Origin of the sequence: Butyricicoccus faecihominis (assembly GCF_014648015.1) — a bacterium.
GTDB classification, from domain to species: Bacteria; Bacillota; Clostridia; order Oscillospirales; family Butyricicoccaceae; genus Agathobaculum; species Agathobaculum butyriciproducens.
The window spans coordinates 45794-59485 of sequence record NZ_BMQH01000006.1; the positions used below are offsets into that span (position 1 = coordinate 45794).

The window sequence follows — 13692 nt, forward strand, 5'->3', positions numbered from 1 at the left end:
TCTGAATTATGCAACAGATCGCACAGTTTTTCAAGGTATCCGAGGAACAGTTTGTCCGTGACTGGTGCGCGGCTACCCGCCGCAGCGCGGATGAGGCCAAGAAGGTCTATCAGAACATCCGGCTGCCGCGCCGCGCGACCAAAGGCTCTGCCGGCTATGATTTTTTTGCGCCGGAAAGCTTTACGCTTGTTCCGCATGAGACCATCCTTATTCCGACCGGTATCCGCGTTATGATCGAGGACGGCTGGGTGCTGAGCCTGTACCCGCGTTCCGGTCTGGGCTTCCGTCACCGTCTGCAGCTCGACAATACGGTCGGCATTATCGACAGCGACTACTTTGAGGCTAAAAATGAAGGACACATTCTCATTAAGATGACCAGCGACGATCATAAGGGCAAAACCCTTTCGGTTGCCGCAGGCGACGGCTTTGCACAAGGTATTTTCCTGCCGTTCGGTATCACCGTGGACGATGAGGCTGACGGTGAACGCACCGGCGGCTTCGGTAGCACGACTGAAAAGAAGTAACGATTTTATAAACAGCCAAAAGCGCATTCACAGAGATTTATCTGCGAATGCGCTTTTTCTTATGCCCTGTTTACATGAAACAGGCAGCACAGGATCCCGCGTAAGCACTTGGGACTTTTCCATACAACAACCTTCATATGCCTTACCCTCCTTCAGCACTGCAGCAGGAACAGCCCTGCCGCGATCACTGCCAGTGCAATCAGCCACACCGGCAGACAGGATGGGAGCAGACTGCCTAGCAGCAAGCCTGTTCCAAACATAAATACGGCAAGACCGATCGCCTGACCACGGCAGAACATAGCGCATCACGCTCCTGTTACCAGTATAAGCAGCGCGGATGGAAAATGTGACAGCAAAGCGAAACCAATCTGCTCATATTTTACACAAGTGCTTCATATGGTAATGCAGGAGCAGCGGTGAAACCAAAGGAGGCAGCATCAATGGAACTGAATCAAACAAGCATCTGCTACTACGAAAAGAAATTAGCGCATATCTCTGCGGCGACAGAGAGTGCGGATTCGATTGTGCCGGACACGTTTCCGGATATCGGACGAATTGTGTGCGCGTATGGTACGGCGGCCATCAAGGACCAGACTCCACAGAATGACCGCCTGCTGGTATCCGGCACCGTGCAGACGACCATACTGTACGAACCGGAAAACGGTGGTAAGCTGCGTCGGCTCTCCGTGCCGGTCACGTTTGCGCATATTGAGGAATGTGAGGGTTTAACGGCAGAATCTATCTGCAGCACCGTGTGCCGCATTGCTGCAGTAGATGCCGAAGCTATGAACAGCCGCAAGGTGAGCGTCAGCGTTCAGCTTTGCTTTTTAACCGAAGGCTACTGCAAAGCTGAATGCGACGTGACGGAATCGGTCGAACTGGACGGCATAGAATGCCTGAGCCATTTGCAGAACATAACGCTGCTGGAGCAGGTACGCAGTTATCCGGTGACAATACTGGACGACATACAGCTTGCGGATGCAGCGGAGCTGTCCCTTCTGCATAGCGACTGCACGATGCAGGTTTCCGAGTGCCGCGCAATGCATGGCAGAATCATCGTGAAAGGTGAAGCTGTGCTGCACTGTCTTGCCATGCAGGAGGATGATGCAGTGCGCGTACTGAACAGCAGCACGCCGTTCACGCAGATTCTCGAGCTATCGGAAGCAGAAGAAGACGCCCTGACTGCAGTCCGGATGACCGTATCTGAGGCAGACTGCCGATTGGAATCCGATGGCATGTTGTCCTGCACCATCAGCGCACAGGCTATGGTGCTGCTGCGGCAGGAGCGCAGGCTGCGCTGCATCGAGGATATGTATCTGCCCGGCAAGGAGCTTGCTGCGCAGGCAGAGCATCCTGTATTGCAGAATATGCCATCCGCGCAGCCGTTTACCTCCGAAGGCAGTGAGACTTTGCAGACTGCACAGCATGTTTCTCATGTGATTGCCGCGCAGGCGGTTTGCTGCGGCGCAAAGCGCGTATCGGAGAGCGAGCTGCAGGTCAAAGCCGGTGTTCGTGTGCTGTATTTGAGTGATGAACAGCAGCTTTGCGCAGTGCAGCGTATTGTACCGCTGACCATGCCGTATAGTGAAGCCGGAGAGCCGGAAGATCTTACGCTTTCGGCACGCGCCACAGCGGCGGGTGAGCGTGGATTACTTTTGACTGTCACCGCAAACGGCACTGCTGCAACACAGGAGCGCGTGACGTTCTGCTATATCTCTGCGCTGGAGATCAAGCCAAAGGAGAGCAGTCATAACGGCGTAACACTGGTTCTCAAGCAGATCAACGGCGAAGAACGGCTGTGGGACATTGCCAAAAACTGCGGTACGACCGAGCAGGCGATTCGCTGTGCGAATGACTTGCCGGCAGAGGCAGAGCGTGTGCAGAATGCCATGCTGCTGATTCCGATTCAGGACTGAAAGGCGGGAAGAGAATGGAAAACCAGATTTACGATCAAATCAGCAGTCGCACCGACGGTGATATTTATATTGGCGTTGTCGGTCCGGTTCGTACGGGAAAATCCACATTTATCAAGCGGTTCATGGAGACTATGGTGCTGCCCGATATGGAGAATCCCTACAAGCGGGAGCGCGCACGGGATGAATTGCCGCAGTCCGGCACCGGACGGACAATTATGACTGCCGAACCAAAATTTGTGCCAGAAGAAGCGGCAGAAATCGCTCTGCCGGAAGGCGGCGCATGCCGGGTACGGCTGGTGGACTGCGTAGGCTATCTGGTAGAGGGCGCACTCGGCGGCATGGAGGGAGATACACCGCGCATGGTATCTACACCGTGGCAGGAGGAACCCATGACACTGGCCGAAGCGGCAGAGATCGGCACACACAAAGTTATCGGCGAGCACTCTACCATCGGACTGGTGGTGACGACCGATGGCAGCTTTACCGATCTGCCGCGTGAAGCCTATATACCGGCAGAAAAACGCGTAATCGAGGAACTGCAGTCACTCGGCAAGCCGTTTCTCGTGCTGGTAAACTCGTCAGAGCCAAACGGCGAAGCAGCACAGTGTGTATGCGCCGAGCTGCAGTCGCAGTACGGGATTGCACCGATTGCGGTGAACTGTCTTGAACTGGATGAGAGCGGCATTGCGGATATTCTGCAGCAGGTGCTGTATGAATTTCCGGTCTGCGAGATTGGTTTTGTCCTTCCGCGTTATATCGGTACTCTGCCGCTGCATCATCCGGTGCAGAACAGCATTTACCAGTGCATCCGCACAGCCACCGAAGGCGGAGAAAAAATGCGCGATGTACAGAAGCTATGCCGTACCCTTGAAGAGAACGAATACGTCGAGCGGGCGAGTGTGGACAATATGGCGCTCGGCAGCGGCTCGGCGGTCGTGCATGTGGATGTACCAGAAACCGTATTCTATGGCATTGTCGGCGAGCAGACCGGCATTCAGGTTCGGGATGACGCAGATTTGATTCATGTGCTTGAGGATTTCGCTACGGTGAAACAGCAGTACGAACGGCTGCATGGTGCGCTCGATCAGGTATATCAGACCGGTTACGGCATTGTGATGCCGTCGGTGGAGGAGCTGTCGCTCGAGGAACCAGAAATCGTTCGGCAGGGAGGACGGTATGGCGTGCGTCTGCGGGCTTCTGCACCATCCATCCATATGATGCGGGCCAACATCAAAGCCGAGGTCAATCCGATCGTCGGCACGGAAAAGCAGTCGGAAGAACTGGTACACTATCTGCTCAGCGAGTTTGAGGAACAGCCGGAGAAGATTTGGGAGACCAATATTTTCGGAAAGTCGCTCAATGAACTCGTGCGTGAGGAATTGTCGCACAAATTGAGCCGTATGCCGGACGATGCTCGCGGTAAAATCCGTGAAACACTGGAAAAGATCATCAACGAAAGCGCAGGAGGACTCATCTGCATCATCCTGTGAAATCGGGCGTGCCTGCCAAAAACAGGCACGCTTTTTTAACAGAATTGTAAAGACTGTCCGCTTGTAAAGGTCGATTTGCTGTGCTAAAATGTATAGTGTATAGAAATGCGCATTTGAAGGAGACTTTTACTTGACCAAACAAGTGTTTATCATAAACGGCAGCGGCGGTGTCGGCAAGGATACCGTATGCAGTGCTGCCGCGCAAAGCTGGAAGGTGCAGAACATTTCGTCCATCACACCCATTTTGCAGGTGGCCAAAGCCGCCGGATGGGACGGCACCAAAACACCGGCGGCACGTCGTTTTCTTTCGCAGCTGAAGGCAGACTGCACGGAATTCAACGACCTTCCGTTCCGCTACTGCACAGAACAGCTGCAGATATTTGCTGAAAATGATGCAGAACTGCTGTTCGTCCATATCCGGGAGCCGGAGGAGATCGAGCGCTTCCGTCAGGCGGCAGGCGTAAACTGCAAGACCATTCTCGTGCGTCGACCGACACTTGAGCAGGCACGCGGACAACTGGGCAATCGCTCAGACGATGGTGTTGCAGCGTACGCCTATGATGCGGAATTCCTCAACGACGGTTCGCTGGAGGAACTGCCCGCAAAAGTACATGACTTTTTACAGGCTCTGATCGAGAGATAACTTTCAAGATCGGGCACGGCTCTGTTTCACAGGAACAGCGCATAGAAAGGAACATCAAAATATGAGCCAGAACAAGAAGAAGTTCTTCGGCAAACACAAGCATGAACAAGAGCTTGAGCAGACACAGACGCTTCCGTCGATGTCAGAAAACACTGCTGACAAGACCGTTCAGACGGAGGACAATACTGCACTGGAAGAAGCATCCGAAAAAGCTGATGCTGACGAAAAAAACGAGAAGGCAGAGCAGATAGCTGAATCCTTTCGCAAAAGATTTAATCGAAGCAAGTGCGTCCGCGTTATCATTGCAGCAGGATTGATTATTCTGCTGGTCGGCGGTTCGGTATTTGCTGTCATTCAGTCACGTAATACCGGCACGGAGGACACAGTTCCGACGACTGCAGTCGTTACCTATGGCGATATTGGCACTTATATCGAGGGCAGCGGTGAAACGGCTGCACGCAACACGGAAGAACTTGGCTTGGGACTTGAGGGCAAAATCTCTCAGGTGCTGGTTTCCGAGGGAGATGCGGTGCATGCCGGTGATCCGCTGGTCGTTGTCGATCCGACCGGAATCCGCGAACAGCTGACAGCGGCACAGGCCGAATTCACGGCCGCGCAGAGTGAGTTGACCAACGCACAGGCAGCGATCACGCAGGCACAGAGCCGCATTGCCTCGGCACAGAGCCAGTACACCCACAGCAGCGCTACGGCACCGTTCAGCGGCAAGTTTATCGCATCAAGCACATTTGCGGTAGGGCAGAAGGTAAGTGCAGGACAGACCATCGGCCGTATGGTCAACGACAGCCAGATGCAGCTTGCTGTACAGTTTAGTTCGGAATATGCCAAAGATATCAAGGCCGGTCAGACGGCTACGATCTCTACCTCTGCCGGACAGGTTTCCGCTGTGGTTTCGTCGATTGATTCCACTTCCGGCAAAGGTACGTTCCTTGTCGTATTAACCGTGCAGAATCCCTCCGGTTCACTGGCGCAGGGAACGAGTGCTACCGCAACGATCAACAGCGACAGCGCCGGCACGATTTTCTCTTCCGGCTCAGGCACGCTGGACTACAGCAAGGAGCAGGTTATCACGGCACCGATCAGCGGTGAAATCACGGCCTATAACGGCTCGAACCGCACATACAGCAGCAGTGCAGTCATTATGTCAATTTCCAATGTTGCAGCGCCGGATACCTCGGACGCGCGAAGCAGTCTCACGGCTGCACAGAGCACGGCTGCAGCCGCACAGGCCAAGGTGAGCGAGATTCAGACGCGCATTCTCAAGCTGCAGCAGGAGATTCTGGATGCTACGATGACGGCTTCGATGGACGGCGTTGTCACCTCACTGAACGCGGAAGAAGGGGAGGAGACCGATGGTACCGAGCCTCTGGTTGTTGTTTCCGACCTGAGCGATACCGTTGTTACGGCCGAGCTGACGACAGATGAAGTGCAGTCTGTCGAGCCTGGTCAGACGGTGACAATGAACATGTACACAATGGATGGTTCCGAGCTGCCGCTCACCGGTGTGGTTGACTCGGTTTCGCCGGAGCCGAGTCAGAACACGGGCAGTCAGGGCAGTCTGACGACTTTTAAAGCAATTATCACGGTTGATTCTATCGAAGGTCAGGCGATTTCCAGCGGCATGATGGTCGATTACAAAATTGCAGTTGCCGAATCGAACGGCTGCCTGATAGTACCGACTTCCGCTATCGTTCACACGGCGGATGGCAGTACGGGTGTATTCACCAAAAAGCTCATCGACAAGGACGGCAACGAAATTTCGTTCGATGATACACTGCCGATTCCGGACGGCATGGAAGCCCCCGAAGGCTATCAGCTGGTAGCGGTGGAAACCGGCGTTTCAGATGCGAACAATACCGAAATTTTCTGGGGCGGCGATGAAGGTGCAACGGTTTATCTGAATGCCACACCAAATACATCAAACGCGGTAACTGATGAGGAAAATACAGCATATAACGGCTGATAAGTAGCATAAAGCACGGATTTTGTTTTAGAAACAGAAACCGTGCTTTCCTTTATTTCTTACAAACTGGCATTATAAAATAATTATAATCTGAATATTTTAACATATTCAGATCAGGCGTATAATGCGTTCATACACCAAACAACAAAGGAGTCTGAACGACATGAGCGTACAATATAAGCTGAACAAGGAACTGGCCCAGATGCTGAAGGGCGGCGTCATTATGGACGTAACCACACCGGAGCAGGCAAAGATTGCCGAAGCAGCAGGCGCATGTGCAGTTATGGCATTGGAGCGCATTCCGGCTGATATCCGTGCAGCAGGCGGTGTTTCCCGTATGAGCGACCCGAAGATGATTCGCGGTATTCAGGAAGCGGTTTCCATTCCGGTTATGGCAAAGTGCCGTATCGGTCACTTTGTTGAGGCACAGGTGCTGGAAGCAATCGAGATCGACTATATCGACGAGAGTGAAGTGCTGTCTCCGGCGGACGATGTATACCACATTGATAAGACACAGTTCAAGGTTCCGTTTGTATGCGGTGCGCGTGATCTGGGTGAAGCTTTGCGCCGCATCGCTGAAGGCGCTGCAATGATCCGTACCAAGGGTGAGCCGGGCACCGGTGATGTTGTACAAGCGGTTCGTCACATGCGCGCTATGAACGCAGAGATTCGCCGTGTGCAGAATCTGCGTGAGGATGAGTTGTTTGAGGCCGCAAAGCAACTGCAGGTTCCGGTTGAACTGCTCCGAAGTGTGCATGAAAATGGCCGACTGCCGGTCGTAAACTTTGCAGCAGGCGGCGTTGCAACTCCGGCTGACGCAGCACTGATGATGCAGCTTGGCGCAGAAGGCGTATTCGTTGGCTCGGGCATCTTCAAGTCCGGCGATCCGGCAAAGCGTGCTGCAGCAATCGTAAAGGCGGTTACTAACTACACCGATGCAAAGCTGATTGCAGAACTGTCTACCGATCTGGGTGAAGCAATGGTTGGCATTAACGAGAACGAAATCGCATTGCTGATGGCAGAGCGAGGCAAGTAAAATGGCAGTTGGAATTCTGGCGCTGCAGGGCGCCTTCGCAGAGCATGCCGCAGTGCTGGATAAACTCGGCGTACCGCACTTCGAAATTCGCCAGAAGCGCGATCTGGATCAGCCGATGAATGGTTTGATTATTCCGGGTGGCGAAAGCACAGTAATGAATAAACTCTTGCGCGAGCTGGATTTGTATGATACGCTACGTGAGCGGATTCAAAGCGGACTTCCTGTATTCGGAACCTGTGCCGGTCTGATTCTGCTGGCTAAGCAGATTGATGGTGGCATACCATGCTTCAGTGTGATGGATATCCGCGTAAAGCGTAATGCCTATGGCAGACAGCTTGGCAGTTTTTTCACGGATGATCGGTTTGGCGGTAGCGAGAGAATACCGATGACATTCATTCGCGCACCATATATTGAGAGCGTAGGAAATAATGTCGAGGTGCTATCCGTTGTTGACAGTAATATTGTTGCTGCACAGCAGGATAATATGCTCGTGACCGCATTTCATCCGGAATTAGATATGGATTTGACGGTGCATCAGCATTTTATTCGGATGGTTGAGCAGTTTCGGTTGAAGAATGCGGGATAACTAAAATAAGCGGCTCTGTAAGAGCCGCTTTCGTCTGTATAGAAAATCTACTGCACACAAAAACACCAACAGAAAGATATGAGCATGCTATGACTAAATGTGACAATTGTGTTTGCTGTCACTGCACGAAAATGATGCATCACAGAAAAACAATTGTCTAAGTATTTTTGCGATGATTTTATTTTACGAAAACCATACGAGAAAAAGCCTATGCAGATACGAAAACAACTCATGCTATTGGCACATATGTGCCGATACATAACCAATTGCAACAAATTATAGAACGTCTTACGAGGATAGAAGAAGCTGAATAAGAAAAATTAGGACAGTCAGCGCAGCAGCGATGCTGCGTAATTGCCAGTACCTCTAATTATACAAAATAAAGATTTTGTATAATTAACAAACCATCTATTTTATAGACAATTAATAATTAACAGTTTTCATCCTATTTTCTCCAGATACTCTATCATATCAGCCACAGCACGATCATTATTAGAACTTACCGTCATATTGACATTTTGCAGCACTTCCGGCTCTGCATTGGCCGGTGCAAACGAAATCTGAGCTTCTTGCAGCATGGATTCATCATTGTAGCTGTCGCCAATAGCAAACACACGTTCAACGTCTGGTAAGTATTCAACAATATTTCGTAGAGCCGAACCCTTATTCACACCAGCGGCTGTGATTTCACAGAATGTCGGCATGCTGGATGTCACATCAAATACATGCGGATATCGAATCAGTAAATCCTGTGTAAGTGCGGTGATTTGTGCCGGTTCACCGGTAAAATTGACCGTACACCAGTCCGCAGTTGCGCTTTTTGCAAACTGCTCATTAGAAAGCATCTGATAATCCAAATGCAGCTTGTGCATGTGCTGCAGCGTGTGATCGCTCATTTGACGAATCAGCGCCGTTTCTGCAGTAAAAACCTCACAACCGAATTGTGAATTATTTAACAATATATGCTCGATCATTTCTTTCGTCTCGTACGGCATGCCGGAGCAATACAAAATCTTGCGATTTTCATCGCAAATCAACGAACCATTCATCACACTGTATGGCGCATTGACCGGCAACTGGTCTATATATGTGCCAATAGCATGAGGAGAACGGCCGGTCGCAAGCGACAGCCGTCCTCCCTGTTTCGTAAAATATTGTAATGCGCGCAAATTTTCTGCCGGAATTTGCTTTGAATCATCGAGCAGCGTACCATCCATATCGCAAGCCAGCAGCATACCCTTAAACTTTTTCATTGCATACGCTCCAATTTATCAAGAACTTCAGTAAAATATTGTGGCAGCGATGCCGAAAACTCCATCCGCTCCCCTGTTTTCGGGTGCGTGAGCGTCAGCTTCGCTGCATGCAGACATTGACCGCCGATATTGGAAAACCGGTCTTTTTTCAGTCCGTACACCGGATCACCGATAATCGGATGACCAATAGATGCCATATGTACACGAATCTGGTGTGTACGTCCGGTCTCGAGCTGAAATGCCATATATGTGTAGCCGTTATATCGTTTGATGACAGTATAATGCGTGATTGCTTCACGTCCGCCCTCCACGATTGCCATTTTTTTTCGATCCATCTTGTGACGGGCAATCGGCTTATCCACCGTTCCGGTATCATCCTTGACAGAACCAACCACAATCGCTTCATAGCCGCGATACGCCGTATGCGCCGCAATCTGAGCTGCCAAGCTCTGATGTGCGGCGTCATTTTTCGCCACAACGAGCAGACCGCTGGTATCCTTATCAATACGATGCACAATGCCCGGTCGATGTTCACCGTTAATGCCAGAAAGACTGTCACCACAGTGGTACATCAATGCATTTACCAACGTGCCGTCCCAGTTGCCGGCCGCCGGATGCACAACCATGCCGCGTGGCTTGTTGACCACCACAATATCTGCATCCTCATAAACAATATCCAGCGGAATATTCTCCGGCTTGAGATCTACTTCCTTTAACTCCGGAAGCTGAACCGTAATCGCCTCGCTGCCGGCCAGCTTGTAATTTTTCTTGAGTGGCTGACCGTTACAGCTTACTGCCTGCTCTGACAGCAGATTCTGCGCCGCAGAGCGGGTCAATCCTTCAATCTGCTCTGCCAGCCAGATGTCGATACGCTTGCCGGATTGCTCTGCCGGAACTGTAAATTGTAATTCACTCATGATTACTTCTCCGCTTCGCTTGTTTCCTTGTGCTGAAACATAAAATATAGCACAAACAGTACACCACCTGCACAAATGAAGATATCTGCCACATTAAATACCGGAAAATGAATCAGACGGAAGTCAAACATATCGACAACAAAACCGTGTGCTACACGATCAATGGCGTTGCCGAGTGCGCCTGCCGCCACCAGAATCAGAGACCAGCAGCCCAGCTGAGTCTGCAGCATATTCTTGTAAATCGCTGTGAAAATGGCAACTGTAATCACAATGGCCAATACAACAAAAATCCAGCGTGAATCAAATTGCGCGAACAGGCTGAATGCTGCACCGCGATTCTCGATATAAGTCAAGTGAAACACACCATTGATTAACGGAATGGTCTGCTGTGCCTGCAGGGACGTAAACGCCCAGTATTTCACTGCCTGATCTGCTGCGATCATCAGCAAGATTGCACAAATATAAATCGGCATCTTCTACCTCCAAACCAAAAAGGAGGAACAGAATTGCTCTGCTCCCCCTTGGATTCTTCTTTTAGCCTACAACCTTGGCACAGCGAGCACACAGACCCGGATGCTTTGCATCAGAACCAACGGTCTTAGCCTGCTTCCAGCAGCGCAGGCACTTCTCACCTGCTGCGCGGGCAACAGCAATCTTCAGACCCGGCAGATTCTCGCTTGCAGCGCCCTCGCCGTCACCGGCAACGACATCAAGTTCGGAAACAATGCACAGATCGGCCAGATCCTGACCACAGCCGTTCAGGAATGCAGCCTGTTCAGCGTCAGCGTAAACAGTAACGCATGCTTCCAACGGCTTGCCGATGGTCTTAGCAGTACGCGCACCCTCGAGCGCCTTGTTTACGTCATCGCGGAATGCGGTCAGCTTGTCCCACTTAGCACGATCCTCATCGCTGAAGGACAAAGCCTCGTCAGCCTGCGGCATCTCGTTATATGCTACGTTGCGAGCATCATCCTCAGCAGCGTGCGGCATAGCCTGCCAGATTTCGTCTGCGGTAAAGCACAGGATCGGAGACAGCATGCGAACCAGCGCACTCAGAATACGATAGATCGTAGTCTGTGCAGAGCGGCGGCTCAGACCATCGGTCTCATCGCAGTACAGACGATCCTTGATCACATCGAGGTAGAAGTTGGACATATCAACAACACAGAAATTATGAATTGCATGGAATACGGTGTGGAATTCGTAGCTATCATATCCCTCACGAACCTTTGCAGCAAGGTCGTTCAGCTTCATCAGTGCCCACTTATCCAACTCCGGCATATCTGCGTATGCAACAGCGTTGGTCTTAGGATCAAAGTCAAACAGGTTGCCCAGAATGTAGCGAGCCGTGTTGCGGATCTTGAGGTAGTTCTGAGACAGATGCTTGAGCATGTCCTTGGAAATACGCATATCCTGACGGTAGTCAGAAGAAGCAACCCACAGACGCATTACGTCTGCGCCATACTGCTTGAGGATATCCTCCGGAGCAATACCATTGCCCAGAGACTTGGACATCTTCTGGCGCTCCTCGTCAACGATCATACCGTGGGTGATAACCGTCTTGTACGGAGCCTTGCCCTGCGTAGCAATAGAAGTCAGCATCGAGGACTGGAACCAGCCGCGATACTGGTCATTGCCTTCCAGATATACGTCAACCGGGGTCTTCTGACCTTCGCGGTTCTCGATAACAGCACGCCAGGAGGAACCGGAGTCAAACCATACATCCATGGTGTCGGTTTCCTTGTCGAACTCGCTGCAGCCGCACTCACACTTGGTGCCTGCCGGCAGAATCTCAGCAGCCGTCATGTCGAACCATGCGTTGGAGCCCTTTTCACGGAACAGATCAGCAACGGTCTTAATCGTCTGCTCATTTACCAACGGCTTGCCGCACTTCTTGCAGGTGAAGATCGGAATCGGAACACCCCAGACACGCTGACGGGAAATACACCAGTCGGAACGCTCACGGATCATGGAGGTCATGCGCTCCTGACCCCAACCGGGAATCCACTTGATGTCCTCACAAGCCTTGACTGCGTCATCCTTGAGCGCATCAACAGAGCAGAACCACTGCTCGGTGGTACGGAAGATGATCGGGTTTTTGCAGCGCCAGCAATGCGGATAGCTGTGCACGATGTCCTCGGTTGCGAGAAGTGCGCCGCAGTCATCCAGATCCTTGAGAATAACCTCGTTGGAATCGTCAACAAACATACCCTCGTACTTGCCGGATTCGGCGGTGTGACGGCCCTTGCCGTCAACCGGAACGATAATCGGGATGTTGTACCTCTGGCAAACGATAAAGTCATCAGCACCAAAGCCCGGAGCGGTATGAACACAGCCGGTACCGGCATCGAGCGTTACATGGTCACCGGTGATAACCAGAGAATCACGGTCGAACAGCGGGTGCTTGGTCTTGATCAGCTCCAGATCAGAGCCGAGAACGGTTGCGAGAACTTCCCAGCTGTCAATGCCGGCAGTCTTCATAACAGAAGCAACCAGTTCCTTAGCCAGAACATAAATCTCGCCGTTCGGAACCTTAACGAAATCGTACTCGAAGTTCGGGTTCAGAGAAATTGCAAGGTTGCCCGGAATGGTCCAGGTAGTGGTGGTCCAAATTACGAAATATACATTCTCCTTGGTACCAAGCAGCTTGGTGATAACACCCTTGTCATCGGTTACAGCGAACTTTACAAAGATAGACTTACACGGAACATCCTTGTACTCAATCTCTGCCTCAGCCAGTGCGGTCTCGTCGTGCGGGCACCAGTAAACCGGCTTCTGACCCTTGTAGATATAACCCTTCTTAGCCATCTCGCCGAAAATCTCAATCTGAGCAGCCTCGTAATCGTGGGTCAGGGTCAGGTACGGACGATCCCAGTCGCCGATAACGCCCAAACGCTTAAACTGGGTACGCTGGGTATTGACATGATCGTGTGCGAACTCTTCACACTTGGAGCGGAACTCCGCAGTGGAAACCTTGCTGCGATCCATGCCGTAAGCCTTGATTGCCTGACGCTCAATCGGAAGGCCATGGGTATCCCAGCCCGGAATGTACGGAGCCTGATAACCCATCATATTGCGCGAACGCAGAATAAAATCCTTGAGGATCTTATTCAGTGCATGACCCATATGCAGATTGCCGTTTGCATACGGAGGGCCGTCGTGCAGAACGAAAAGCGGCTTGCCCTCGTTCTTCTTCATCAGTTCATGGTAGAGGTCGTTCTTCTCCCAGTTTTCCAGAAAACCCGGCTCGCGCTTCGGCAGACCGGCACGCATCGGGAATTCGGTTTTGGGCAAATTGATCGTATTGTTGTAATCCTGCTGCATTGTGCAGTATTCAGTCCTTTCG

12 protein-coding genes are annotated in these 13692 nt (G+C 51.6%); 7 read left to right on the forward strand and 5 right to left on the reverse strand.

All coding sequences use genetic code 11. The annotated features are described in order from the left end of the window. Window positions 1-8: 8 nt before the first annotated feature. Window positions 9-524 (forward strand): dCTP deaminase/dUTPase family protein, encoded by a 516-nt coding sequence (locus IEY11_RS07080; protein ID WP_118285774.1) that lies wholly within the window; start codon window positions 9-11, stop codon window positions 522-524. 152 nt (window positions 525-676) lie between these two features. Here IEY11_RS07080 and IEY11_RS07085 read toward each other — a convergent pair whose 3' ends face one another. After that, a complete protein-coding gene (locus tag IEY11_RS07085) occupies window positions 677-823 on the reverse strand; it encodes a hypothetical protein (protein ID WP_158557213.1) in 147 nt (48 codons plus the stop codon). 141 nt (window positions 824-964) lie between these two features. On the opposite strand from IEY11_RS07085, the gene IEY11_RS07090 reads away from it, so the two are divergent. The 6 genes from IEY11_RS07090 (at window position 965) to pdxT (ending at window position 8176) form a co-directional block, all read left to right on the forward strand. After that, window positions 965-2440: a DUF3794 domain-containing protein gene (locus IEY11_RS07090; protein ID WP_118729859.1), complete on the forward strand. Its 1476-nt coding sequence runs from the start codon at window positions 965-967 to the stop codon at window positions 2438-2440. A gap of 14 nt (window positions 2441-2454) precedes the next feature. Next, window positions 2455-3930 carry a stage IV sporulation protein A gene (gene spoIVA, locus IEY11_RS07095; protein ID WP_188886181.1) on the forward strand — a complete coding sequence of 492 codons (1476 nt, stop codon included), beginning with the start codon at window positions 2455-2457 and terminating at the stop codon, window positions 3928-3930. Window positions 3931-4060: 130 nt separating this feature from the next. Beyond that, window positions 4061-4573, forward strand: coding sequence for a nucleoside/nucleotide kinase family protein (locus IEY11_RS07100; RefSeq protein WP_118359391.1), 513 nt, complete (start codon window positions 4061-4063; stop codon window positions 4571-4573). A 61-nt stretch (window positions 4574-4634) separates the two neighbouring features. Beyond that, window positions 4635-6554 carry an HlyD family secretion protein gene (locus tag IEY11_RS07105; RefSeq protein WP_188886182.1) on the forward strand — a complete coding sequence of 640 codons (1920 nt, stop codon included), beginning with the start codon at window positions 4635-4637 and terminating at the stop codon, window positions 6552-6554. Between the two features lie 163 nt (window positions 6555-6717). Then, a complete protein-coding gene (gene pdxS, locus IEY11_RS07110) occupies window positions 6718-7590 on the forward strand; it encodes a pyridoxal 5'-phosphate synthase lyase subunit PdxS (RefSeq protein WP_110436780.1) in 873 nt (290 codons plus the stop codon). Window position 7591: 1 nt separating this feature from the next. Next, window positions 7592-8176 carry a pyridoxal 5'-phosphate synthase glutaminase subunit PdxT gene (gene pdxT, locus IEY11_RS07115; protein WP_117750800.1) on the forward strand — a complete coding sequence of 195 codons (585 nt, stop codon included), beginning with the start codon at window positions 7592-7594 and terminating at the stop codon, window positions 8174-8176. Window positions 8177-8616: 440 nt separating this feature from the next. Here the strand turns inward: pdxT and IEY11_RS07120 are convergent, their stop codons facing one another. The 4 genes from IEY11_RS07120 to ileS form a co-directional block, all read right to left on the reverse strand. After that, window positions 8617-9429 carry an HAD family hydrolase gene (locus IEY11_RS07120; RefSeq protein ID WP_188886183.1) on the reverse strand — a complete coding sequence of 271 codons (813 nt, stop codon included), beginning with the start codon at window positions 9427-9429 and terminating at the stop codon, window positions 8617-8619. Then, window positions 9426-10346: an RluA family pseudouridine synthase gene (locus tag IEY11_RS07125; RefSeq protein ID WP_188886184.1), complete on the reverse strand. Its 921-nt coding sequence runs from the start codon at window positions 10344-10346 to the stop codon at window positions 9426-9428. The genes IEY11_RS07120 and IEY11_RS07125 overlap by 4 nt, the downstream gene beginning before the upstream one ends. 2 nt (window positions 10347-10348) lie before the next feature. Continuing rightward, window positions 10349-10819 (reverse strand): signal peptidase II, encoded by a 471-nt coding sequence (lspA, locus tag IEY11_RS07130; RefSeq protein WP_110436776.1) that lies wholly within the window; start codon window positions 10817-10819, stop codon window positions 10349-10351. A 61-nt stretch (window positions 10820-10880) separates the two neighbouring features. Continuing rightward, complete coding sequence (ileS, locus tag IEY11_RS07135; protein WP_119189377.1) at window positions 10881-13670, reverse strand: isoleucine--tRNA ligase; 2790 nt, start codon at window positions 13668-13670, stop codon at window positions 10881-10883. Window positions 13671-13692 lie beyond the last annotated feature (22 nt).